21 protein-coding genes are annotated in these 22,834 nt (G+C 55.1%); 13 read left to right on the top strand and 8 right to left on the bottom strand.

Annotated features, from left to right (window positions below; genetic code table 11):
- Positions 1-52: 52 nt before the first annotated feature.
- From F5984_RS12705 to F5984_RS12690, 4 genes are all read left to right on the top strand, one after another.
- Entirely contained in the window at positions 53-832 is a 780-nt protein-coding gene (locus F5984_RS12705) for an adenosylcobinamide-GDP ribazoletransferase (protein ID WP_152124656.1), read from the top strand.
- Positions 833-852: 20 nt separating this feature from the next.
- Positions 853-1,446: an alpha-ribazole phosphatase family protein gene (cobC, locus tag F5984_RS12700; RefSeq protein WP_152124655.1), complete on the top strand. Its 594-nt coding sequence runs from the start codon at positions 853-855 to the stop codon at positions 1,444-1,446.
- A gap of 25 nt (positions 1,447-1,471) precedes the next feature.
- Positions 1,472-2,014: a DUF6580 family putative transport protein gene (locus F5984_RS12695; protein ID WP_152124654.1), complete on the top strand. Its 543-nt coding sequence runs from the start codon at positions 1,472-1,474 to the stop codon at positions 2,012-2,014.
- A gap of 122 nt (positions 2,015-2,136) precedes the next feature.
- On the top strand, positions 2,137-2,661 hold the full coding sequence (locus F5984_RS12690; RefSeq protein WP_152124653.1) for an acyl-CoA thioesterase: 525 nt from the start codon (positions 2,137-2,139) through the stop codon (positions 2,659-2,661).
- Between the two features lie 28 nt (positions 2,662-2,689).
- Here the strand turns inward: F5984_RS12690 and F5984_RS12685 are convergent, their stop codons facing one another.
- Positions 2,690-3,370 carry a DUF1345 domain-containing protein gene (locus F5984_RS12685; RefSeq protein WP_152124652.1) on the bottom strand — a complete coding sequence of 227 codons (681 nt, stop codon included), beginning with the start codon at positions 3,368-3,370 and terminating at the stop codon, positions 2,690-2,692.
- Positions 3,371-3,530: 160 nt separating this feature from the next.
- On the opposite strand from F5984_RS12685, the gene F5984_RS12680 reads away from it, so the two are divergent.
- Together F5984_RS12680 and F5984_RS12675 are read left to right on the top strand one after the other, a co-directional pair.
- A complete protein-coding gene (locus F5984_RS12680; RefSeq protein ID WP_152124651.1) occupies positions 3,531-4,205 on the top strand; it encodes a response regulator transcription factor in 675 nt (224 codons plus the stop codon).
- A gap of 164 nt (positions 4,206-4,369) precedes the next feature.
- Positions 4,370-4,762 carry a response regulator gene (locus F5984_RS12675; protein ID WP_019986574.1) on the top strand — a complete coding sequence of 131 codons (393 nt, stop codon included), beginning with the start codon at positions 4,370-4,372 and terminating at the stop codon, positions 4,760-4,762.
- Between the two features lie 5 nt (positions 4,763-4,767).
- On the opposite strand, the gene F5984_RS12670 is transcribed toward F5984_RS12675, so the two are convergent.
- Complete coding sequence (locus F5984_RS12670; RefSeq protein WP_152124650.1) at positions 4,768-6,960, bottom strand: TonB-dependent receptor plug domain-containing protein; 2,193 nt, start codon at positions 6,958-6,960, stop codon at positions 4,768-4,770.
- Between the two features lie 127 nt (positions 6,961-7,087).
- Positions 7,088-9,427, bottom strand: coding sequence for a tetratricopeptide repeat protein (locus F5984_RS12665; RefSeq protein WP_152124649.1), 2,340 nt, complete (start codon positions 9,425-9,427; stop codon positions 7,088-7,090).
- Positions 9,428-9,559: 132 nt separating this feature from the next.
- Here F5984_RS12665 and F5984_RS12660 point away from each other — a divergent pair, with 132 nt between their 5' ends.
- Together F5984_RS12660 and F5984_RS12655 are read left to right on the top strand one after the other, a co-directional pair.
- Positions 9,560-10,270 (top strand): DUF2461 domain-containing protein, encoded by a 711-nt coding sequence (locus tag F5984_RS12660; protein ID WP_152124648.1) that lies wholly within the window; start codon positions 9,560-9,562, stop codon positions 10,268-10,270.
- Between the two features lie 6 nt (positions 10,271-10,276).
- On the top strand, positions 10,277-10,753 hold the full coding sequence (locus tag F5984_RS12655; protein WP_152124647.1) for a Rid family hydrolase: 477 nt from the start codon (positions 10,277-10,279) through the stop codon (positions 10,751-10,753).
- A 60-nt stretch (positions 10,754-10,813) separates the two neighbouring features.
- Here the strand turns inward: F5984_RS12655 and cobT are convergent, their stop codons facing one another.
- Positions 10,814-11,848 (bottom strand): nicotinate-nucleotide--dimethylbenzimidazole phosphoribosyltransferase, encoded by a 1,035-nt coding sequence (cobT, locus tag F5984_RS12650; RefSeq protein ID WP_152124646.1) that lies wholly within the window; start codon positions 11,846-11,848, stop codon positions 10,814-10,816.
- Between the two features lie 157 nt (positions 11,849-12,005).
- Here cobT and F5984_RS12645 point away from each other — a divergent pair, with 157 nt between their 5' ends.
- The 4 genes from F5984_RS12645 (at position 12,006) to F5984_RS12630 (ending at position 14,826) form a co-directional block, all read left to right on the top strand.
- A complete protein-coding gene (locus F5984_RS12645) occupies positions 12,006-12,665 on the top strand; it encodes a hypothetical protein (RefSeq protein ID WP_152124645.1) in 660 nt (219 codons plus the stop codon).
- A gap of 166 nt (positions 12,666-12,831) precedes the next feature.
- Positions 12,832-13,173 (top strand): autorepressor SdpR family transcription factor, encoded by a 342-nt coding sequence (locus F5984_RS12640; protein ID WP_152124644.1) that lies wholly within the window; start codon positions 12,832-12,834, stop codon positions 13,171-13,173.
- A complete protein-coding gene (locus tag F5984_RS12635) occupies positions 13,160-13,819 on the top strand; it encodes an SdpI family protein (RefSeq protein WP_152124643.1) in 660 nt (219 codons plus the stop codon). The genes F5984_RS12640 and F5984_RS12635 overlap by 14 nt, the downstream gene beginning before the upstream one ends.
- Before the next feature lie 23 nt (positions 13,820-13,842).
- The gene (locus F5984_RS12630) at positions 13,843-14,826 is read left to right on the top strand and encodes an alpha/beta hydrolase family protein (protein WP_152124642.1); all 984 of its coding nucleotides are present in this window, start codon (positions 13,843-13,845) and stop codon (positions 14,824-14,826) included.
- Between the two features lie 145 nt (positions 14,827-14,971).
- On the opposite strand, the gene F5984_RS12625 is transcribed toward F5984_RS12630, so the two are convergent.
- The 3 genes from F5984_RS12625 to F5984_RS12615 form a co-directional block, all read right to left on the bottom strand.
- Positions 14,972-15,568, bottom strand: coding sequence for a hypothetical protein (locus F5984_RS12625; protein WP_152124641.1), 597 nt, complete (start codon positions 15,566-15,568; stop codon positions 14,972-14,974).
- A gap of 119 nt (positions 15,569-15,687) precedes the next feature.
- Positions 15,688-16,365, bottom strand: coding sequence for a lytic transglycosylase domain-containing protein (locus tag F5984_RS12620; RefSeq protein WP_152124640.1), 678 nt, complete (start codon positions 16,363-16,365; stop codon positions 15,688-15,690).
- 398 nt (positions 16,366-16,763) lie between these two features.
- Entirely contained in the window at positions 16,764-17,405 is a 642-nt protein-coding gene (locus F5984_RS12615; RefSeq protein ID WP_152124639.1) for a hypothetical protein, read from the bottom strand.
- A gap of 90 nt (positions 17,406-17,495) precedes the next feature.
- Here F5984_RS12615 and F5984_RS12610 point away from each other — a divergent pair, with 90 nt between their 5' ends.
- A complete protein-coding gene (locus F5984_RS12610) occupies positions 17,496-19,910 on the top strand; it encodes a TonB-dependent receptor (RefSeq protein ID WP_152124638.1) in 2,415 nt (804 codons plus the stop codon).
- 299 nt (positions 19,911-20,209) lie between these two features.
- Here the strand turns inward: F5984_RS12610 and F5984_RS12605 are convergent, their stop codons facing one another.
- Positions 20,210-22,792 (bottom strand): glycosyl hydrolase, encoded by a 2,583-nt coding sequence (locus tag F5984_RS12605; RefSeq protein WP_152124637.1) that lies wholly within the window; start codon positions 22,790-22,792, stop codon positions 20,210-20,212.
- Positions 22,793-22,834 lie beyond the last annotated feature (42 nt).

The following is a 22,834-nucleotide window of genomic DNA, read 5'->3' as shown; positions in this document are numbered from 1 at the left end:
GCTGAACCCTACGGGTGGTTTGGCCGTTACCCCTACGGTCAAACTACCCACTATGAAGCTATTTTTTACCGCCCTGATGTTTTACACCCGCTTGCCGGTGCCCAAAGGCATCGACCACTCGGAAGACTTGCTGAACCGATCGACTATCTTTTTTCCGCTCATTGGCTGGATTGTAGGCTTAATTGGGGTGGGCGTGTACTGGGTGGGTACAGTGCTGTTTCCGCCCGAGTTGGCGGTTCTGTTCAGTATGATTGCCACCGTTTGGGCAACCGGCGCTTTCCACGAGGATGGGTTTGCCGACGTGTGCGATGGCTTCGGCGGAGGCTGGTCGGCTGAGCAGATTCTGAATATTATGAAAGACAGCCGACTTGGTACGTTTGGAGCCGTGGGCCTGGGCTTATTGATGACGGTTAAGTTTTTCGCCCTCAAAACCATGCTCACCGTTGAAGCCTTTGGTGTGGCTGCAGCCCTCAAATACGTGGCCGCTCATAGCCTCAGCCGACTTTTGGCCACCTCCATGATGCGGGCCTTACCCTACGCCCGGCTCGACGAAACGAGTAAAGTGAAACCCATTGCCAAAGGCATTACCGACGGTCAACTGGCTATTGCCGCCCTGTTTGGCCTCTTGCCGCTGCTGGTTTTGTCGGTGTACACCGGCCTCTGGATTTACCTGACGTTCCTTTTCCCATTATGGCTTGTACGCTGGCGGCTGGCGTCGTTTTTCCGGAAATGGCTTGGCGGCTATACCGGCGACTGCCTTGGGGCTACGCAACAACTGGCCGAAGTGGTTGTGTATCTGTCGTTTGTGTCGTTGCTCTGGGTTAGTGTCTGAAACAAATTTCAACTCCACACATGGAAATTTACTTGATTCGGCATACCGAAGTAGCCGTAGGACGCTCGGTTAGTTATGGGCAAAGCGACGTTGAGCTGGCGGTCAATTACGAGGAACAACGGGACCGGATTCTGACCCACCTGCCCACCGAGACGCCAGCTTATCTGTTTAGTAGCCCCCTGAGCCGTTGCCGCTTGCTGGCTAACGATCTGGCAACATCAGCCAAGGTGGATTTGCAACGGGTGCAGTTCGACGATCGGCTCAAAGAGCTTCATTTTGGGGATTGGGAAATGGTGCCCTGGGCTGAAATTCCCCGGTCGTCGCTCGACCCCTGGATGGCCGATTACGTTAACGTAGGCCCACCCAACGGCGAGTCGTTCGGGGCCTTGTTTGATCGGGTGGCGGCTTTCTGGCAGGAAAAAATAAGCCCGTTAGCGGCCGAAAACCCTGGCCCGGCCTATATTATCACGCATGGCGGGGTGGTTCGAGCTTTGCTGTGTCTGTTTCTGGATTTATCTTTGCAAAACGCCTACCGAATTCACCTCGACTACGGTTCGCTAACCAAACTAACCACAAACGGTCAACACTTTACTATTCAATACATTAATCGCTGACCGTTATTTTATGGCTTCCAATCGAATGAATGCTTTAACCATCCGCCTGACCACACTGCTCACTATCGTGCTGGCTACGGCCCTGTTTCGTTTAGTACCCCATTGGCCCAACTTCACGCCCGTAGCGGCTCTGGCCCTGTTTGGGGCGGCCACCTTCGACCGGAAGTGGCTGGGTCTGGTTGCGCCGTTTGGGGCTATGCTTCTGAGCGACGCTATCCTGGGTTTTCACGGAAGCATGGGGGCGGTTTATATCAGCTTTGGCCTGACGTGGCTCATCGGAGCCCTGGCCCTGCGTCGGCCCACGGCTGGCCGGGTAGCGGGTGCCGCGCTGGCGTCGTCAACGCTGTTTTTTCTGATCACCAACTTTGCCGTTTGGTACGGTAGCACATTTTATCCGCAAACGCTGGCGGGCCTGATGGGCTGCTACGCGGCTGGTCTTGCTTTCTACGACGGTCAATCGTTCTTCCTGAACGGCGTACTGGGCGATCTGTTCTTTAGCGGTGCTCTCTTTGGCGGATACTACCTGTTGCAACAGCGGTTTACCATTCTCCGCCCCGCCCGCGCTTAATCAACACTTCATTTTATCCGGGTCATCGGGTTGTTGTTGCTTGTCTGCGTAGTTTCGGTTTGTCCAACGATGAACGGGGATGAACGACGGGCAACACCGACCTGATGACTTTTTTCTTTTGTATGCTTAAACCAAAACTTGCCCGCGATTCACACACCATCATGACCGAGATGGTGCTTCCCAACGACACCAATACGCTCAACAACCTGATGGGCGGCCGACTGCTTCACTTCATGGATATTGCCGCTGCCATTGCGGCTCAGAAGCACTCTAACCGCACGGTGGTAACGGCATCGGTTGATAATGTTTCGTTTTCGGAACCTATTCGGCTGGGCAATATCGTGACCATGAAAGCGCAGGTGACCCGGGCTTTCAACTCGTCGATGGAGGTGTTTATCGAAGTGTGGGCCGAAGATATTCCGGCCGGGGTGCGGGTGAGTACCAACAGTGCTTACTACACATTCGTAGCGGTCGACCAGAATGGCCGGCCTATCGAGGTGCCTGCCGTAGTGCCCGAGTCAGATGAGGAAAAAGCCCGTTTCGATAGTGCCCTACGGCGTCGGCAGCTTCGGCTGGTACTGGCCGGACGGATGCAGCCGCAGGAAGCCACCGAACTACGCGCACTCCTGCTGGGCGAGAGTGCATAATGTTGCTCTCTTAGTTTCTAATTCTTAGCTACTTAGCCAGACCGCCAATAATATTCGATACGGTGTTGATGCTTAGAGCAATGATGCTTGTGTTGAAGAAGAATGCCAGAAAGCCATGCAGAAGCGCGAGCCGACGCATGGCTTTTGATTGTATAGCCACGTCGGAAACCTGACTCGTCATGCCGATTACGAACGAGAAATAGGCAAAGTCGAGATAATCGGGCTCATCGTCGCCCGGAAAGCCCAGTTTTTTAGGGGAAGCCCCCGCTTTTGTGTGTCCCTCGTAATAGAGCCGCGCGTAATGCAGCGTGAAAACCGTATGGACCAGCATCCATGAACAAACCACCACCATAGCCGAGAGGAGAATATGCAGTTGCTGATGGCTACCCTGCCCGTCGGTGCCCGACCTGAACAAAAGAACGATGGCAAACAGACTGGAAAACGAAGCCAGAATAACGAACAGAAACGACACTATCCGGCCCAGGTCCTGCGTTCGGGTGAGGGTGTTCAGGTGCCGTGGGTGAGCGGTGGTCAGGGTGATCCAGCAAAGAATCAGGTAGCTGAGCGAATAGGCCAGCCATACCGCAATCACGCGCGTGGCCGGGTCGAGGGCGTGGGGCAGGGCCAAAGCAGTCAGCCCGGCTACGCCCAGGCTCAGCAGGAGCCGCCGGTGGGCGTTCAGGCGGTTAATAGCGTGTAAGACAGACATGAAGGAGGGACGTATAACAACCACTGTATAACCAAACCGGCAAGTCACGCAGATAGGCGAGCCGGTTGAATAGCTTTAACCGTGTTTTCATCTGACAAACCGATAATAAGCCGCTATTTTACCTAAAAACCGCGTTTTTGCCCCAAAACCGGAATAGGTTATGCGTATTTTGCTGGTTGAAGATGAGCCTAAGCTGGCCCGTTTTGTCCGTAAGGGCCTGGTTGAACAGTCGTTTCAGGTCGATGTGGCGACGGACGGATTGGCTGGGCATGAATTGGCCCGGTCGAACCCGTACGATGTGCTGGTAATCGACGTGAACCTCCCCAAACTCAATGGAATCGAACTGATTCGGCGGCTTCGGGCAGAGAGTAACAATACCCCGGTGCTGGTGCTGACTGCCCTGGATCGTACGGATGATAAAGTAAGTGGTTTTGAAGCGGGTGCCGACGATTACCTTGTAAAGCCGTTCGTGTTTCGGGAGTTACTGGCTCGGCTACGCTCGCTGCATCGGCGCGGCACGAATAGCGGTAGTAGCAACCCCCTGATTCGGGTGGGTGATCTGGAACTTGACGTGACGCACAAGACCGTTTCGCGGGCGGGCACCCCAATCAGCCTGACCTCCCGCGAATTTCAGATGTTGCAATACCTCATGGAACATACGGGGCAGGTGGTTTCGAAATTCGACATTGCCGAGCATGTTCTGAACCAGAAAGCTGAGTCGTCGACCAACGCGGTAGAAGTGTATATTAATCTCCTGCGTCGGAAGATTGATAAGACGTTTCCGAGTCCGCTTATTCATACGGTTGTCGGGATGGGATACGTGTTACGCCCCTGAGGCCCTGCTTTGTCCCTTTTTTAATCAGATTTTTAGTTTTTTTCAAGATGAAAACCGGCACATTTCGCGTTGTGTAAAAATAGGATAGCTCCGTTGACACCTGAATTGGAGTATCATCTTTTTCGTACTGACTTGTAACTTGTACTACTTTAACCACCTTTTCCATGAAAGCCAACCCTTGGGTCTGGTTAGTTGATGATGACAGCGACGATCAACTGCTTGTAAAAGCGGCCTTCAAACAGACCAACCCGGATGTGAAGGTGCATACGATCGATGATGGCGATCAGTTGCTGCCTCAGCTGAATACAACTACCCACTTGCCAAAACTGGTTTTGCTTGACCTTAACATGGCGCGCATGGGTGGTTTCGAAACGTTGAAGGCCGTGCGGTTGGCCCTCCCCGAGGTACATATTCCCATTGTTATTCTGACCACCTCCATCAGCGTTACTGACCGGCAACAGGCCATTCAGCACGGAGCCAATGCCTTTATTTCCAAACCAAGCGAATACAATAAGCTGGTTGAGTTAACCCGAAATTTGGCTAGTCAGTGGTTGTAGTTTACTCAAAATGAGCTTCGTAGCGTCAGGGTTAAGTTGCGGCCGGGCGCACTGATTCCGCTGGCAAAATAGCGGTAATTTTCATCCAGAATATTTTCTAAAGCAGCCTGCACGGTCAGGTATGTACCGGCTTTAAACGAGCCGCGTACGTTTAATGTCGTCCAGGCTGGCATACCATCAGGCGTAGCATACTGCGCATTGTCTTCTCCTTCCGGGTTGTAATCAGCAATCCGTTTCCAGCCATTATAGAGGGCCCATACTTCGGCTTGTATCCGTCCGCTCTGATACGTGAGAGCCGTGCGGCCAAACGTGGGCGGAATGTGGTCGAGCGGAGTGTTCTTGCTATCCTTAATCCGCCCCTGTGTGCCGTTGAGGGTACTGCTCAGTGTAAGTTGGTTGGTCAGGCGCAGTTGGGCCGCCAGGTTCCAGCCCTGAATCACAGCTTGTCGTTTGTTTTGAGCCGCCAATACCGTACTCATCTGCCCACCATAAAGTACACTCGGCTGGCCGTTCAGGCTGAACGCATCTACCACAATGGCATTGGTAAACAGGGTGTAGTAGTACGTAGCGTCGAGCCGGAGTCGATTGCCCAGCCATTGCGAAGCCGAAATCTCCCCGTTGTACGTGTATTCTGGTTTGATGCCGGGGTTGGGTACAACCAAAACGCCTGCCCGCGAATCAAACACCTTGGTCAGATCGTCGACGTTGGGAGCGCGGAAACCTGTAGACCCTAAGAGAGACACGCGCGTCCGGTCGGTAGGGCGGTACAACAGGCTCAGGTTGCCCGTAAAACCGGCAGGCCGCTGCCGAATCTGGTTGAAAGGAAACGGAAAAAAGGTTTTGTCGGTGAACTGGGCTTCCAGCTGTGACCAGCCGTACCGGATACCTCCGTTCAGAGTCAGGGCTTTAGTCAGTGAAACCCCATCGCTCACGTACAGGCCGAGGGTTTGAAGGGTACTGCCCCCGTCGGGGTAACGGGTGTTGAACGCGCCCACGGCCCCGGTCAGAACGTTGACCGTCTGGGCGGTGGAGTGTACGTTGTTGTGCGTCAGTTCCAGACCATACTGCACCAGATGCCGACCGGCTTGTTTCTGTAAATCGGCATTCACCGACCCAACGCCCACCCGCTCCAGTTGTTCATTCCGGGCGGCTGCCCCGAGCCGCCGACTAATTCGGCTCTCTTCAATATGCTGGAAGGCCGCCGTTAGCATCGCCCGGTCGTACAGGCGCGTTGGTCGCGAGAGGGTCAGGTTGTACGAAGTCAGTAAGCGTTTTTCTGGACCGTAGTACCACTCCGCAAACCGGGGCCGACCCGAGGCCATCTCGGTCAGACGGTCGTAACGGGGCACATCGCCCGTGGTCGAGTACTGTACGTTGAGCGTATGCTGAACGCCCTCGGTAGGGGTAAACGTAACTTTTTGCAGAATATCGAGCTGCTGATAGGCCGATCCGACCTGCTTGTTTGGGTTGGCGTTTGTTACGGGTACGTCTTCGTTGTTCTGGCGTTCTACGTACATGAAGCGCTTGCCAAAGTCGTGGTAAGCATCCCGGCGTCGGTTGCCCTGGACAATATCACCAAACGACCCGTAGGTCACGCTCGTCAGAAAGCCGAGTCGGCGGTTGCCCAAGCTCACGTCAACATGGGCTGTCCGCTCGCCGGTGGCCGAGCCATACCGAACATAAGCGGAGGGTTTTACGAGCCAGTTGGTAGCACCCGAAAGCTCCGGGTTGCGACTCTGAAAGTACATGACTCCGCCCAGGGCGTCGCTGCCATAAATAAGCGACGACGGACCGAACAGGACTTCGGCCCGTTCGAGCATCGAAGGGTCTATTCGTAAGACGTTCTGCAAATGCCCGGCCCGGTAAATGGCGTTGTTCATGCGTACCCCATCCACCACAATCAGCACCCGGCTTGCTTCAAAGCCGCGTAGCACCGGGCTACCCCCTCCGCCCTGACTCTTCTGGACGAATACATTGCCCGTTTGCTGCAACAGGTCGGCCGAATTCATGGGGTTGCGTTGAGCAATCTGACTTTGGTTTATCGTCTCGGTCTGAAACGGAACGGGGCCTTTGGTCTGAAACTTTTGCGCTACTACCCGCACCTCGTCGAGATCAATCGACCGACGGGTACTGTCTACCGTCTGAGCCTGGGCATTCAGAGCGGCAAGACTAAATAATACAGGTAGACAATGGCGCATACGGTAATGTTGGATGATGAAAGGGTTTGCCAAAAGAGGCCCGAAATTAGCTAAAAAAGCAATGGTTGCTGCCCGGTTACGGGTGCGTAATGGCCGATTTTAGCAATAAAACGAGGGTTTTGGGCCGTCAGAATGTAGGGCAACGCGTGCTGCCCCAGCGCGTGCTTCGGCGGGGACGGGCTGGTTTAGGCATCCGGCTGCGTTTGGCGGGTGTGTTCGTCACGGCGGGGCGCGTCGCTACCGGCGGGGGTGCTGTTTCGGTTGCTGTTGCCGGGGTTGTATTCACGGCCGACGGGGCTGCTTTAGCCGTTATCGGTGTGGGGTCGGCCGGTTCGGGCATGGCCACAAAATCGTCGATGGGCAACAGATCGGGCGGGCGGGGCGGTTCCAGCGCCAGCGGAAACCGGTGGTCGGGTGGGTAATCGTACACATCAAAATCGTAATCGTACAGGTAGATGTTGATGTAGCCATCCCGGCTGTACTTGGCACTGATCGACTGGGTGGGCAATCGCCGTTCGGCCGCCAGCAGATTCGGTTTGCGGTTGAGCGAGTCAGGGTAAAAGGTGCGGTACAGCTTTACCCGGTTGTACTGGTAAATGAGGTTGTTGGAGTCGAGCTCGATGGCCAGATTAAGGTAGTAGCGCGAAAAATCGGGCTTCCGGTTGGCCGCGTACAGCACCCCCATGTTGTTGATGGCACTGCGGCTCATATACGCCTGATAACTCTTTACGGCTTCGTCGTAGAGGTTCAGGTTCTTTAGTACGTTGCCCAGATTGTTCTGATAAAACCGGCGCGAGGTATCCATTTGCTGAGCTTTCTCATAGTCTTGCCGGGCCAGGGTATAGTACTTGCGGGCCTCTTCGGTCTGTTTTTTCTTATCGAGTTGCAAGGCCATATATGAGCGTACAATGCCCCGGTTGTTGAGCAGAAATGCCCGGCGGTGCCCCCGGTTAATCAGGCTGTCGTACAGCGTATGCGCTTTATCGAGCTGATCCATTTCCAACAGGCTCACAGCTACTCCGTTGAGAGCGTTCAGGTTAGATGGGTCGTCTTTCAGGGCATCCTGAAACACCGGATACGCCTGATCCATCAGGTTCAGTTTGAGCAGTAAACTACCCCGGTTAGCCTGCATCCGGGCGCGGGTTTTAGCCGAAAGTTCCGGGGGAGGTTGGGCACCCGGCCAATGGTGTTCGGCCGTTTTGTTGATCGCCTGTTGGAGCATTTCGAGGGCCTGTCCGTACAAATCCTGCCGCCGGTACACTTCGCTCAGACCCGAAAAGGCAGAGGGGTCGCCGGGGCGTAACCGCGACACAATCTCCAGGGCGCGCCGGGCTGTATCGAACCGGCTGATACTGAGCGAGGCCAGCCCCTGATGCAGGTACGCATCGGCATGGTCGGGGTTGGTGGGGTCGAGCCGAGCCGCTACCTGCCGCAGATGCCCCACCGACTCGGGCACGTTACCTTGCCGGAAGGCCACCACGCCCAGCCCCATGCGGGCGTTCAGGCTGGTCGGGTCTTGCCGAAGCACCGTTTCGTACTGGGCACGTGCACTGCGGTAATCGCGGTTACTGGCCAGGGCGTTGGCCAGTCCGGTGCGGGCCGCTGTCGACTGTGGGAGTAGTTGTACGGCCGCCCGGTACTCCGCAGCTGCCGGGCCAAACTCACGCTGCCCGTAGCGGGCGTTGGCCAGTCCGAGCCGGGCAGCGCCGTGGGCCGTGCGGTCGGTACCGGCCAGGTATTGCTCAAACAGGGCGGCTGCATCGGCAAATTTGCGCATTCCGAGCAAGGCATTGCCCATCCTGACAGGGATAACGGCCCCAAACGTTTCGTCGTTTTCCAGCGCTTTATAGCCCTTCAGGGCATCGGCATAAAAACCCTGAACCAGGGCCAGATCGGCACGCAGGAGTTGGGCCGCTGACCCCGTTGCCCCGGATAGCGTGCGCTCGGCGTCCTTATACTGACCCAGTTGATAGTGCGCCAGTGCGATGTTCACCGCTTTTTCGTCGGCCCAATCCTGGGTGGCCGGGGCCGCCTGCAATGTTTTCAGACCACGGGCCCAGTCACCCTGTCGGCATTGCAGCCCGCCAAGGTTCAATTGGGCGTGCGCGAAGGTGTTGAGTTTCTGAAGGGCGGTCGCGGCTTCGTCGAGCCGTTTGAGTTTAAGGAGGATCAGCGCCCGGTTGTAGGTCAGCGTATCAGACGGGCGGGTTTGGCCCGCTTTGGTAAGCAGACTAAGCGCCTGCGTCTGCTTGCCCGCCTTGCTGAACAGAATAGCCGTGTTGTTTTGTCCCGGTACCGGATCTTTACGGGTGGGCACCGATGCCGCCGACCGTACTGGTGAAGAGCTCTTGATCGAATCGGGCCGGGCGGGCCGGGTTGAGGGAAAAAGCCCCCGTTCTGCGCCCCCAAACAGAGGGCAGATACTCACTAAACAAGCCGACAACCACACGGACCAACTTCCCTTCATGCTGTAAAACTAATGGATAGGAGCACAGGTTACACCGAACGGGCCAATTTTCGCCCGTATGGATTATATGAAATAGGTTAAATGTGTGCTGGGCGTGGCCGGGTCGCAAAAAATAGAGTAACTTTGACTATCATGGCTGCTAAAACCGTAACCAAGGCCGTTTTGACGGCACCCACGCTCCAGTTTATGCGTGATCTGGCTCAGAATAACAACCGCGAATGGTTTCAGCTCAACCGCAAACGCTATGACGCAGCGAAGGCCGAATTTGTCACGTTTGTCCACCAGGTATTGCAGCAGGTGTCTGCTTTTGAGCCACTTCCCAACACCGACGCGAAAGACTGTATTTTCCGAATCAACCGCGACATCCGGTTTTCGAAAGACAAAGCTCCTTACAAACTCAATTTAGCTGCGGCTATTGGGCCGGGCGGGCGGCATTCGGGCCGAATTGATTATTACATCCATATTCAGCCCGGCAATGAGTCGTTTATTGGCGCGGGTATGTGGCAACCCACCCCGGAGCATCTGGCCAAATTCCGGCAGGAGATCGACTATAATGTGGAGTCGCTGACGGACATTATTGAGGCCCAGCCGTTTCGGGCGTACTTTCCCGAAATATGGGGCGAAACCATGAAAACGGCTCCCAAAGGCTATACCGCCGATCATCCGCACATCGATCTGCTCCGGCGTAAACAACTGTTTTTCATGCACCGGTACACCGATAAGGAAGTACTGAAACCGGGTTTTGCGGACGAAATAACCCAGGCCTGCCAGTTGCTGAAACCCTATTGCGACTATCTGAACTACCTCTTTTTTGAAGAGAAAGACGAAGAAATTACCCTCTGATCTGGAATGAAAAACTGCCTGAACCGATGGCTGATGGTGGGTGCGCTGGGGCTCTCGGCGTTGATGGGCCATGCCCAAAGCACGCCCACCGCTAAACTACTGCCTACATATCTGTACCCGGTTGAAACAACGGTGCCTAACCGGAAAATCTATATTTGTGGTCAACGGCCTGTCGATGATCAGGGGCAGGTAGTGAGCCGCGGCAACCTCAATGCGCAGTTGGCGCTCATTTTTGTGAACCTCACGCAGACGCTCCGCACTGTTGGAATGGGACCTAACAACATCCGGCAGATTTCATACCGGATTACGAGCTCAGATGAAAAATCTAACAGTGATAACCAACAGATAGTAAGAGGGTTAGCGAATCGGTATTTTTCGGAGAATAAAGCGAATCAGCCTGCTATTTCTGATATTAAAAACGTGCCTCAGCAGGTGGATAAAGACGTGATGATTGAGGTTGAGGTGGTGGCTGTGAAAGAGTAAACCAAAACGGGGGCAATCCGTAACCGACGGATTGCCCCCGTTCTATCTCGCAAGCCGAATCTATTCTTTTTCCGATACACCCGCCGATGCAAACGAGGCCATATCGGAAAGCATAGCGGCTGCACTTTTCAGTAAGGGGTACGCCAGCGCGCAACCCGACCCTTCGCCCAGCCGCATGCCGAGGCTCAGCAGCGGTTCGGCATTCAGGTGCCCCAGCATGAAGTGATGCCCCGCTTCGTTGGATTCGTGGCAGAATACGCAATAATCCACAACCGCCGGGTCGATAGCCTGGGCCACAAGCAGGGCCGCTGTGGCAATAAAGCCATCCACCAGAATCACCATCTGGTTCTCGGCCGCCCGAAGCATCCCCCCCACAATAGCCGCAATCTCAAACCCACCGAGCGTAGCCAGCAGTTCAACCGGCGTATGGCCGGCTTCGGCGTGCCGATCCGACACGGCCTGTAACACCTGAAGCTTGTGCGCCAGGGCAGTGTCGTTGAGGCCAGTGCCGCGACCTACACACTGGTCAAGCGGCAGACCGGTAAGTCGTTGCATGAGCAAACTGGCCGACGACGTATTGCCGATGCCCATTTCACCAAAACCCACCACGGTACAGTCGCGGTACACGAGCCCATCGACCAGAATCCGGCCTGCGTCCATGGCGGCTTCGCATTCATCGAGCGTCATGGCGGGTTCGTAGCGCATGTTGCGCGTGCCGGGCGCCACTTTGTACTTCACAAAACCCGGTGCGTTTTCGGTAAATGAGCCGTTCACGCCTACGTCGCACACCACCAGCTGAAGCCCGTTGGCCCGGCAAAACACGTTTACGGCCGCCCCGCCATTCAGGAAGTTATGGACCATCTGGTAGGTTACGGCCGACGGGTACGCACTCACGCCCTCGGCCGTGAGGCCGTGGTCGCCCGCAAAAACGAGCAGATGCGGATGGGTGAGGGTAGGGGTGGGCGATTGCTGGATCAGAGCGAGTTGCAGGGCCAGCCGTTCGAGTTGACCCAGTGCCCCAAGGGGCTTGGTTTTCTGGTCGATGAGTTGCTGAAACTCGGCCTGGCGTGTGCGATTAACAGGAGTAATAGGCATTTCGTGTGTGAGCAAATAGGTTGCAAAGATGCGTAAAAAGGGGATAAAGCGGGTTGCGGCATCGGCCAATTACAATTGAAATACCGAATGCTAAACCGTTCGGATAGGGGGTGCCTATTTTCCATAGGTTTGGCATACAAAACAACACTTGAACACGATGAAACCCCTATCCGCTTTACTCCTTTGGCTCGTATCGGCAACGGCTGTCTGCGCCCAGATTGAAAATAACAATACGCTCTCGGTGCAAATCGACGGCAAAGAGTACAAAACCGCGCCCCGGCGGGTAATGATTGGTAACGTGTGGTGGATCACGGCCAATACCGACAAGCCCGACCGCTCGTTGCGAATCTGGCTGGGTGGCAACACCAACGTTGATCAGTTGCAGGAAGGAACGTACCTGGTTGTAGATGCCGACCGGCCCGACACGCGCGAAAACCGGCAGAAGGTAGAAAGTATGGGTAAATACACCGGTTTGGCCGCTATCAAGTATGTAGAAGAAACGCGGGCGCCCCGCATGGAGTACCACGTAGGGAAATCGCAGAACAACGACGAAGTTATCACTGTGAAAAAAGGGGCCGATGGCTCCCTGACGGCTACGTTTAGCGGTAACCTGGCTGGAAGCTACTGGAAAGAAAAAGCCGGCGCAACGGTGTTCGGTGGGGTAGGTCGCCTGATGAACAAGATGGAAGACAAGGTAATTACGAAGGCGTCGGGTTACGACTCGGGTATTGACCCGGAAGGTAACGGCTACCGCCGGGGCGACAAAACCGATCAGATTGTGCTAACCAATGGCACGTTTATGCTCAAGATGAAGTAGGTCGCTACGGAATCCAGGAAAGGCGCAGCAGGTTGTTGTGCCTTTTTTTTATGCCATTATGGTTTGTCTTTACCGTTTATCAGCCCTTTAAACCGCTTGACATAGGAGCTATTGATTAGAGGTTTAAATAATTAGATAATTGTCTAACTATTTAAACAGTCCTACGTTGAATACCCTGTTCAAAGCCCTGAATGATCCTACCCGGCGGCAGATGCTGGATCTGCTGCGCGGGGGCGACCTTACAGCCGGTGAGATTGCCGATCGGTTTGCCATGACCAAGCCGAGCATTTCGCACCATCTTGATCTGTTGCGGCAGGCTGGCCTGGTTGAGTCGACCCGGCAGGGGCAATTCATTTATTATTCACTCAATACGTCGGTTCTCGATGAGTTGCTGGGGTGGTTGCTCAGTCTGGGGCAACCGGGTCTTTCCCGGCCTGGCTTATCAGAGTCAGCCCAATCGCCATCAGAAACCGTTGTCCAAACCCCCAAAAACCATGAAGAAGACTAACTCCACCGATGTTTTAATCTGGATGGCCATTGTGGCCCCATTCGCGTATGCTGCCCTGGTTTGGGATCAGTTGCCGCCCCGGTTGATTTCGCATTACGGCATTAATGGTAAGCCCGATGGTACGATGCCCAAAGGTACGTTTCTGTTGCTGATGGGGGGCATTCAGGTGTTTATCTACGCCATAACCCGTTACGCGCCGGGGGCTGGTGTCTTCTCCAATGCCCAATCGGGTAATTATCATCGGCTTCGGCTGGTGGTGAGTTTGTTTCTGTCGGGGCTGATGTGCTGGACGTTGTATGCATCGACGCAGGCGGGCCTTGCCGAAGATAGCTCGCCCATTATGTTGGTTTTGATGGTGTTAATGGCAGCGTTGGGTAACTACATGACTACCGTAAAACCCAATTTTTTCATCGGTATCCGAACCCCCTGGACACTATTTAATGAGACGGTTTGGCGTAAAACGCACCAAATGGCTGGCCGTTTGTGGGTAGGTGGGGGCGTAACGGGCGCTATTCTGTTGCTGTTAGTGCCTCAAGCATGGCAAATGCCAATCATTCTAACCATTACCGGTGTGCTGGCCGTGGTGCCTATGGCCTACTCATACTGGGCGTATCGCAACGAAAAACGGCGTGCCGGCATCTTGTAAATAACCTGAACCGCTTCATTTGTATGAAAAACGTTAACCTGCTCGTTCTGTTGATTGGCTGTCTGATTGGACCTGCGTTATTGGGCAAACAGACCGCCCACGCTCAGACATCAGAGCCCATTTCGCTGACTACCGCCGAAGGGCTCGTGCTCGAAGGGACACTCACGCTGCCCGCCGGTACGGCCGGCCCGGTTCCGGTTATCCTGTTTATTGCGGGTTCGGGCCCTACCGACCGGAATGGCAACAGCGGAGTGGGGCTTCAGTCGAATGCCTATGCACTGCTGGCCGACAGCCTTGCCCAACGTGGGGTGGCTATGGTGCGGTATGATAAGCGGTTTAGTGGCTCAAACCTCCAAACGGCCCTGAAACGGATTAAACCCCAAGCTATTCTGTTTGATTCGTACGTGGCCGATGCCGTCGGGTTTGCCCGTATGCTGCAGGCCGACCGTCGGTTTGGCCGGGTGTACGTTGCTGGGCATAGCGAGGGGTCGCTGGTAGGGATGCTGGCTGCCCGGCAGCTGGGGGCTGCTGGGTTTATTTCACTGGCGGGTGCGGGCCGCAACATTGCCGATGTGCTCAAAACACAATTTGAATCGGCTATTCCAGCCACCGAACGACAGGCGGCAAGCCTGATGCTCGACACCCTACGGATGAACAAGCCGGTCAACGTGGTGCCTATGTCGCTGTTAATGATCGGCTTTGGCCCTATGAACCAACCTTTTTTGCGCTCGTGGATGCAATATGACCCGGCGGTTGAGATTACCCGGTACAAAGGGCCGGTGCTGATTGTGCAGGGCGACCGCGATGTTCAGGTAGCCGTGAGCGAAGCCGAACGGCTACGCGCGGCCCGACCCGACGCTCGATACGTGCTGGTGTCTGGCATGAGCCATATTCTAAAAGAAGGCCCCACCGACCGGGCCGCCAACATAAAAACCTACAACGATCCCACTCGCCCCCTAATACCCGGTTTGGCCCAGACAATAGCCACGTTTGTTGGGAAAGAATAGGGGAGAATGGGTAATGTAAAATGGATAATGTAGAATGATTAATGTAAAATGGATAATGAACAATGTAGAACGAATATTATTGAACCGGCTAAGAGTCAAGCTATCACAATTCTACATTATCCATTACTCATTACCCATTATTTATTTAAAACAACTTAGGACAACGGGCGGGGTTGCGGTATCGGCGGGCCTTTGGTGAGCGCAGGGGCGGGTTTGGGTTCGGAATAAAGGCATACCCGATAGACGGCTGTACCGCAAACCCCCGGTCCTGAAACTGCCGGGTGGTGTACAGGCCCATACTTAACTCAATAGAGTGGTTGTCGCCCAGAAAATAGGCCAAGCCGGTGGTCAGAAATGTGCCGCTCGATCGCTCGCGTTCGGGTGGCCCCACCCGGTCTTTCACGTAGGGGGTGCTCAAAAACAGATCAATAAACGGTTTCAGGCTTCCGCGTTCACCAAACCCGTTGGCCGAATACACCCGGTAGCCAACCCCGAACGCCTGATTCTGATTCGTGCCCTCCGCCCGGCCGTAAAACCAGAGGGCAATACTTGGTTTTTCAAGCATGAATACGCGGCCAAGCGATACGCTCACGGGAGCCGCCATTGGCGCCTTGGGTTCGTTGCGAAACGGTTGCCGCACGTTTTGGACACCACTGCCAATTCCTACCCCCCATCGGTCCTGCCCACGGGCAAGCGAAGCTGTAAAAACCAGAAATAGTACAAAACGATAAAAGCCAACCATAACGTAGTGAGTAACTCCGGAACAACCGGATATATGACTAACGTTAAGTTGGCTTATTTGTCCATAGAACTACCCGATTTTTGAGCAAATGACCCATTTTTTGGTCTGAGCGGATAAACTTAAGCCGCCTGCTGGCTCAACATACCTGGCGTAAGCCGAAATGTGGTGAGCGGAGCCGGGCTCAGGTAGGACGAATAGTCGTTAGGGCGCGAAAATAACTCCTTATACAACAACACCCGGTACAAATAATAGCGAGTCTCGCGGGGGAGCTTCATCTTGTAATAATCTAAATTAGGTTGCCGTTTCAACTGGCCTTTAATGTACCCCGGCCCCACATTGTAGGCCGCTGCCACCAGCGACCAGGACCCGAGCTGATCGTACAGTTTGCGCAGGTATCGGCAAGCAGCTTCGGTTGCCTTCCGAACATGAAAACGCTCATCGTTTTTCCCGCCAACTTTCAGGCCCAGTTCGCGGGCGGTGGCGGGCATCAGCTGCCAGTAGCCACCCGCTCCTTTGGGCGATACCGCCTTGGGATTCAGGCCACTTTCAGCCAGCGGTACGTACCGGAAATCGGGCGGAATATCGTATTTGTCCAAAATCTCGTCAACGATCGGGAACACCGAGTCAGCCCGCCGACGCAGGTCGTTGATTTGTTTAGATTGAGGACGAAACGTTGTGAATACATGTCTCCAGCGGCTGATGACCACCTCCTGATCGAGGGGCATATCTTCTCCGCAAAAGTTTACATCCAGCAGAGGCAACTCGGCCTCAGCGGGAGCCGTCATCAGCGCGTTCACGTCCGTTGAGAGTACGACCGGCTGACTGTGATTGATCGATTTTGGCGCTACAGAAAGAGGAGTGATTTTGACCGCGGCCATCACGGCCGGACGAACAAGCGCGAAAAAAAAGGAGATTCCAACTCGTTTAAGCAAAACATAAAACTACTTGGTGATAGAAGGGTAACGCCAGGCGATGACCCATTAGTTTATTGATTATGAATCGATTGTAAGGCAATTCTTTATATGAAAGAAGCCTATGTTTAAATAATCTATCTTTTTTGTAGATAAATTATTCGCTCTCAGTCAGATAGAGATTAAAAATGAGTAGACCTGCCGAAACGAAAAAAATGTTAAAAAAAGCTAAAATAAAAATAGTGATTGAAGTAACCACTTGATTGGCTGATGATTGAGTTTAGTTAGTTCATCGAATAGTGCAATAAGAAAGCGACCAGGCGTTCGAAATTAAGTTGCTCATACGGGTTCCGGGTTTGTACATTCAATTGGTGACGATACCGGTCAATGAGCCCGTCGAAATGGGGGTTGTTGGTAAGCCGTGCGGCAATAATTGCCTTATAGCATCGGTGAGTCTGATTATACACATACCGGCTGGGTTGCCCCGGCGATTCATTGAGCAGGGTGTCGATACCGGTGAGACTCTCGGCCGATTGCAGAAACGCAAATCCCGACTCGGTCATGAACGACTCGATGGTGCGGCAGGTGTCGGCCAACTGCGCATCGGAGGCAATTTTGTACCGGAAATACGGAAGCCCCTGCAACTTCCCAATCGACAGAATGATCGTGTTTGCATCGGGCCGAAAATCGGGTAGGTTGTTTAAAAATTGTTGCCCAATTTGTTCAATCTGCTCATTTCGAGTTCCCAGGTTTACTTCCAGCCAGGTTTCGTCGCCATAAAAAGCGGGCGATAGAATAATGTTTTGAAAGCCGGTTGCTGTAGTTTTGCGGTATTGCTTTTTCTCCGTCATCAGGGCAAATCCCTGACCCGTAAAGAAAGGCGATAGGTGCCGGTATAAGTCTATTTCGAAGGGTGTCAGGATCATTGCGTTGCCTAGCCTGACCGGGTAGCGGTTAGCTGCCTACTTAACGACCAACCGGCCAATATGTTTAGGAATGCCTAACCCACCCGTTGTATGTCTTTTTTGTACCGATTTGTTTGCCTTTGTCTGTGTCTCACGGCTTCGGCGGCCTCTGCGCAGGTCAACTATTCAGCCGCTCCTGCATCTTCACAAATTATTCGGGGGACTATTTTCGATGCCGATACCGATCAGCCCCTGCCCAATGCCACCCTTCAGCTCGAAGATGCCCTGCAAGTGTACGGGGCTACTTCTGACCGCAACGGAGCGTTTTCGTTCGGTCGGGTGCCGGTAGGCCGCTACCAGCTGGTGGCCCGGTTTCTGGGCTACGAAACCCAGGTGATTACCGAAATTCTGCTCGAATCGGGTAAAGAACAGGTCATTGATGTCCGGTTGCGGGCCGGTGCCGAAACCCTCGTTGAAACGGTTGTGAAAGGCCGTCGTCCCGACAATACCCTGAGTAGCGTGCAGACCATCACGCCGGAGCAGGTGCTTCGGTTTCCGGCTACCTACCTCGATCCTGCCCGGCTCGCTACGGCCTATGCCGGGGTCATTAATACCAACGATCAGGCCAATAACCTGTCGGTGCGGGGTAATGCGCCAAGCGGACTGGTTTGGCGGCTCGAAGGTGTCGAAATTGTGAATCCCAATCACCTGAGCAATGCCGGTACCATTGGCGACCGTGCCTTGCCGTCGGGCGGTGGGGTAAACCTGCTCAGTGCGCAGTTGCTCAGCTCAACCCGATTTTTATCGGGCGCGTTTACGCCTGAATACGGCAATACGCTGGGGGGCGTTATGGATATGCGCTTCCGGGAAGGCAATAACCAAAAGCACGAATACACCGCGCAGGTAGGCCTTATTGGCCTGGATGTAGCCGCCGAGGGGCCGCTCAACCGGCGCACGGGGGCTTCGTATCTGGTCAACCTCCGGTACTCGTTTACGGGCTTGCTGGGGCTCATGGGTGTGTCGTTTGGTGGAGAAGATATCCGGTTTGGCGATCTGTCGGTAAACCTTGCTCTACCCACCCGCCGGGGTAAGCTCACCTTGTTTGGGGTGATGGGTAAAAGCAGCAACGATTTCACCGCCAAGGCCGATTCGCTCCGTGAGGAGGATAAAGACCGGTTCTCCATTCGGTTCGACTCGTGGATGAGTGCGGGGGGGCTTACCTACACGCAGATGCTGGGCGGGCGTTGGCAATGGCGGGTGTCGGCTGTGGCATCGGCAAACAAGAACGACCGTGATCAGTATCCCGGTTCGTTGACGGGTGCTATGCCCGTAGGTAACCCGTTTCAGTATGATCGCACGACTAACGCCCGCGCTACGCTCCACAACCAATTTAACTACCGCCTGCGCGACGACCGGCGGCTGCAACTGGGTCTTTACCTGACCCGTTGGTACGGGTCAATGGGCGTATGGCGCGACCGGGCTCCGCTGGGCTTCCCCCGGTCGGGTCGGGTGCAGGAGGGGATTCTGTGGTCATGGCTGATACAACCTTACGCAAATTACATTTGGACGCCCTCCGAAAAGCTGACCCTCAATGTGGGCGTGCATGGAAATCTGTTTACTGTCAACAAGAATAGCGTTGCCCTGGAGCCCCGTGCTTCGGTGCGCTGGCAACCCGTTGAACGGCAAGCGTTTACGCTTGCTTACGGGTTGCATAGTCAGACCCAGCAGCCGGTGACGTATCTGACCGAAGCCCTGCGGGGAAGTGGTGAGTCGTTTCGGAATCTGGGCGTTGGCCTGACCCGGTCGCATCATTTGGTGTTAGGGCATACGTTCCAGATCGACGAATCATCGTCGGTGCGGACCGAAGTGTACTACCAGAGTCTGTTCAACGTACCTGTTTCGAGCCGGTTGGTGGGTGGAGTTCCTGTTGGGTATTCAGTGCTTAACCTGATTGATATCAACGAACTGGGTGAACGCCCTGAGCCTTTGGTGAACAAAGGAAAGGGCCGTAATGCGGGCCTTGAGCTGACGTACCAGAAACTGCTTGTGAAAAATTACTACCTGCTCGTGAGTGGCTCACTGTACGACTCTCGCTATCAGGCACTGGATGGTGTTTGGCGTGATACCCGCTTCAACGGTCGGCACGCCATTAACCTGACTGGGGGTAAGGAATACGTAACCCAACGCAATACGTACACCCGCATCTGGGGTTTCAACGGGCGGGTAACGCAATTAGGTGGTTTCCGCGACCGGCCCATCAACCTGGAAGCCTCACGGCAAGCCGGGGCTACGGTGTATGCCGGGTCTGATTTCAGTGTGCAATTGCCCGATTACTTCCGCGCCGATTTGCGGGTGTATTGGAAAAAGAACCGGGCCCGGTACAGCCGCACACTTTCGCTCGATTTGATGAATGTGACCGGGGCTAAAAACCAGGCGTATAGTTATTACGATGCCGTTCAGCGCAAGGTAGTCCAGAAGTTTCAGCTCGGCTTGTTGCCTATCCTGAACTACCGCTGGGAGTTTTGATGGTTGTATCTGAAGGCATCTGCCCTCAAGCAGAACATGAGTCATCCCGATTTTAGGGTAGCAGTGGCCTCGACTCGACGCCCCGTTAGGGGCCCAATATTGGTAGAAAAGATGTCTCCCGCTAATACCAGAGCCCCGAAGGGGCGTAACCCTAAACAAGTTACGCCCCTTCGGGGCTCTGGTATTCGGTCTATGTTTCGGGTTAGCTACCAATATTAGGCCCCTGACGGGGTATCCAAGGAGGAACTTGGGCTTAAAATCATCAAAAATTCGAATTTTCGGGATGACTCATGTTTTTTTTACTTCGAATCGGCCATCGCTGTCTTGGAGAGGAGCTTAACCGGCCCCAACAAGCCCGAAGGCTGGGCGTCCCACCCGGTAGCGTCGAAGGGGCGGTACCGAATATCGACAATGTTGATGTCGTAAAATTTCTTCCAGCCGGGTGGTTGGTTACCGGGGTGCTGCTTGTCGAACAGCCGCATATAGTTGGCCGACAGGTTTGTAACGGCAATTTCCAGCGTGTTTCCGGTTGTTTTCAACCGGTTGGCCGGAATACTGAGCCGGAACGGCAGGCACCAGGCTGTACCCAATGGTTGCCCATTGAGTTGTACCTCGGCCACTTCCCGCACATCGCCCAGATCGAGTTCGTAGAGGGCGTTGGGCGCGGCACCGGCCGGTAAGTCGAACGTGGTTTGGTAGTGGCCCGTACCCCAGAAATACCCGGCTGAGTCGGTGATGCTGGTCCAGGAAACGAGCTTTGGTAACGTAGCCGACCCGCTTAACGTCGGGCGGCCCGCCCCGAACCGAAACTGCCAGGGAGTACTCAGCTCCAATACGGCCATTCCATTGGTTTGAACGGCCGACTGCCGGGTAGCCGCTTGGCCGGGCGAAATCTCCAGAAAGCACGATTGCCCCGGTTCGAGGGCCAGAAACAGCTCTGTCTGCCCCGTACGGCCCGCCCGCACCGCCACCGGTTCGGTTTGGTCGGTGAGGGGGTTGTACCGCCGAACGGTGCCGGTGGTTGCGGGGGTTATCCAGCCAGGCCGGAACGTATTGCCGAGGTTCGTAACAAAATATAGAACCGTGCCATCGGCCCGGCGTTTGCGCAAAAACGAAAGCCCCTGTTCGGCCCAGGTTTCGGCCCGGACACCCTGCTCGCGGAGCGTGTTAAATACGTTGTTGCTCACCCGTACCGATGGGAGCTTGCTCAATTGGCTGCTCAGTTCCCGTACCTGCCCCGACCGTTTGGCGTGCGCAAAAAAGCCCGGTGCCGTGGTGGGTAGCGCCCCCTCAAACACGATACGAGCCCCTTGTTGAGCCAGCTTGGCCAGCTGCCGAAGCGTGCTTTCCGGGAAATAAGTGGTCCGCGGGATTACAATGGCCCGGTACGTGGTGCCAGCAGGTGTCCGAACGCCCTTGGGGCTTACAGTCAGCCGGTTGAGCCATTCGTCGGAGATAAAATCATAAGCGAAGCCGCGCCGGAGTAATTGCTCGCCCAGTTGCCCAACGGCCTGAGGCAGCAGCCAGCGCTCAACGTGGTGGACTTCCAGTTGGTGAATACCCCCGCCCGACCGGGCCCGCGTTGCCCACAGGTCGTGAATGGGGAAGTAAACGAGCAGATCGTGGTCGGGGGCGCTTGTTTGCAGGCGCGACTGACACCGCTCTACGTAGCTGTTGAGCTGGGGCAGGTGTGGCCAGAAATGCGACTGCGGACCGTAATGGGTAGACGCGTAAAATAGCCAGCCCGGCCACGGCTCTGATGGGGGCGAGTAGGGGATACCGTGGTAAAAAACGTGGTTGATCCCCGAGGCAAACAACTCGTCGATCTGCGGTTTAAGCTGCGATAGCGACACCTGAAAATGGTTGGCAAGCCAGGTGCCCGTTTCGGAGCTGACGAGCTTTTTACCCGCCAGGTGCGCGGCCGACGACGCCAGTTTCATGGCCAGCGGATTGGGTGTCCCGAACCGGTCGACTTCGTAATTTGCATCGACCCGGAGCCCCGGAATCGGAAACCGGCTCGACCCAAACGATTCGGTTTCGGGAATATCGGCCAGGGTGTAGAGATCAATCAGGTTGCCGGGCGAACCGTGGGCCTGATGCCGGGTGAGGTACTTTTGCCGACGGGCCCAGTCGGTCCATTGGCGGGTGAAGCCGTCGTGCAGCAGTTCGGAAAGTGTCTGATGGTAATCCTGATGCACCCGAATGCCCGCATCCGATCCCGTGGTGTCCAGAAAAGCCGCCAGTTGGCTTTGCAAGTCGTACCCGCGCCGTTTCTGGAATTGCGCCAGAAAATCGTCGGACCAGTTCGCGCCAAACACCTCGTAGGAGTCGTTGTAAACAGCCCTTGGTCTCTGCGGCAGCGTATTGAGGGTAGAATCGAAACGGACCAGATACGCGTCAATGGCACTTCGGCTGAAATAATCAATGACGGGCCCGGCCCCGCCCGGTGCGGGGCGTTTCACCTGTTGGCGGGTAGGTACGGCGGTCAGCTTCCCGTCGACGAGTTTCCAGGCTTTTGCCGCGTGGGCCTCCGAAACGCCCGGCCCGCCAAAGGGCCAGCCCGTGCCGGTGGTCAGGTCAACGCCCAGTCCCAGCCGTTTCCCCTCGCGAACGGTATGGGCAAATACGTCGAGCCAACGCTTGCTCAAAAACGGAATAAACGCCGACTCAGCCCCTTTTACACCATAAATCGGGATGATGTGCACACCGCCCAGCCCGGCTTTGGCAAACTGTTCGAGTTGGCCGGTAATGTCTTTTTCATTAGCCGCACTACCGAGCCACCACCAGTATGTCCAGGGTTTGGTGGTTTGCCCCGGTGCCGGGCCAGGTTGGGCAAGGGCAAGCGTAGAACTCAGCAGGCAAAACAGCAGCAACCGGGTCATATTACAGTTTATAGTTTACAGTTTATGGTTTATAGTTGGGTG

This window comes from Rudanella paleaurantiibacter (assembly GCF_009184635.1).
In the GTDB taxonomy this organism is placed as follows: domain Bacteria; phylum Bacteroidota; class Bacteroidia; order Cytophagales; family Spirosomataceae; genus Rudanella; species Rudanella paleaurantiibacter.
Note: the sequence above shows the minus strand (reverse complement) of the source record. Positions and strands in the feature narration are given on the sequence as shown.

Excerpts from the sequence above, each read along its gene's own strand:
- F5984_RS12610 (WP_152124638.1), top strand. The coding sequence starts at position 17,496 with ATGTCTTTTTTGTACCGATTTGTTTGCCTTTGTCTGTGTCTCACGGCT.
- F5984_RS12660 (WP_152124648.1), top strand. The coding sequence starts at position 9,560 with ATGGCTGCTAAAACCGTAACCAAGGCCGTTTTGACGGCACCCACGCTC.
- F5984_RS12705 (WP_152124656.1), top strand. The coding sequence starts at position 53 with ATGAAGCTATTTTTTACCGCCCTGATGTTTTACACCCGCTTGCCGGTG.
- F5984_RS12655 (WP_152124647.1), top strand. The coding sequence starts at position 10,277 with ATGAAAAACTGCCTGAACCGATGGCTGATGGTGGGTGCGCTGGGGCTC.
- F5984_RS12695 (WP_152124654.1), top strand. The coding sequence starts at position 1,472 with ATGAATGCTTTAACCATCCGCCTGACCACACTGCTCACTATCGTGCTG.
- F5984_RS12690 (WP_152124653.1), top strand. The coding sequence starts at position 2,137 with ATGCTTAAACCAAAACTTGCCCGCGATTCACACACCATCATGACCGAG.
- F5984_RS12680 (WP_152124651.1), top strand. The coding sequence starts at position 3,531 with ATGCGTATTTTGCTGGTTGAAGATGAGCCTAAGCTGGCCCGTTTTGTC.
- F5984_RS12685 (WP_152124652.1), bottom strand. The coding sequence starts at position 3,370 with ATGTCTGTCTTACACGCTATTAACCGCCTGAACGCCCACCGGCGGCTC.
- cobC (WP_152124655.1), top strand. The coding sequence starts at position 853 with ATGGAAATTTACTTGATTCGGCATACCGAAGTAGCCGTAGGACGCTCG.
- F5984_RS12645 (WP_152124645.1), top strand. The coding sequence starts at position 12,006 with ATGAAACCCCTATCCGCTTTACTCCTTTGGCTCGTATCGGCAACGGCT.
- F5984_RS12630 (WP_152124642.1), top strand. The coding sequence starts at position 13,843 with ATGAAAAACGTTAACCTGCTCGTTCTGTTGATTGGCTGTCTGATTGGA.
- cobT (WP_152124646.1), bottom strand. The coding sequence starts at position 11,848 with ATGCCTATTACTCCTGTTAATCGCACACGCCAGGCCGAGTTTCAGCAA.
- F5984_RS12615 (WP_152124639.1), bottom strand. The coding sequence starts at position 17,405 with ATGATCCTGACACCCTTCGAAATAGACTTATACCGGCACCTATCGCCT.
- F5984_RS12670 (WP_152124650.1), bottom strand. The coding sequence starts at position 6,960 with ATGCGCCATTGTCTACCTGTATTATTTAGTCTTGCCGCTCTGAATGCC.
- F5984_RS12605 (WP_152124637.1), bottom strand. The coding sequence starts at position 22,792 with ATGACCCGGTTGCTGCTGTTTTGCCTGCTGAGTTCTACGCTTGCCCTT.
- F5984_RS12675 (WP_019986574.1), top strand. The coding sequence starts at position 4,370 with ATGAAAGCCAACCCTTGGGTCTGGTTAGTTGATGATGACAGCGACGAT.
- F5984_RS12625 (WP_152124641.1), bottom strand. The coding sequence starts at position 15,568 with ATGGTTGGCTTTTATCGTTTTGTACTATTTCTGGTTTTTACAGCTTCG.
- F5984_RS12635 (WP_152124643.1), top strand. The coding sequence starts at position 13,160 with ATGAAGAAGACTAACTCCACCGATGTTTTAATCTGGATGGCCATTGTG.
- F5984_RS12665 (WP_152124649.1), bottom strand. The coding sequence starts at position 9,427 with ATGAAGGGAAGTTGGTCCGTGTGGTTGTCGGCTTGTTTAGTGAGTATC.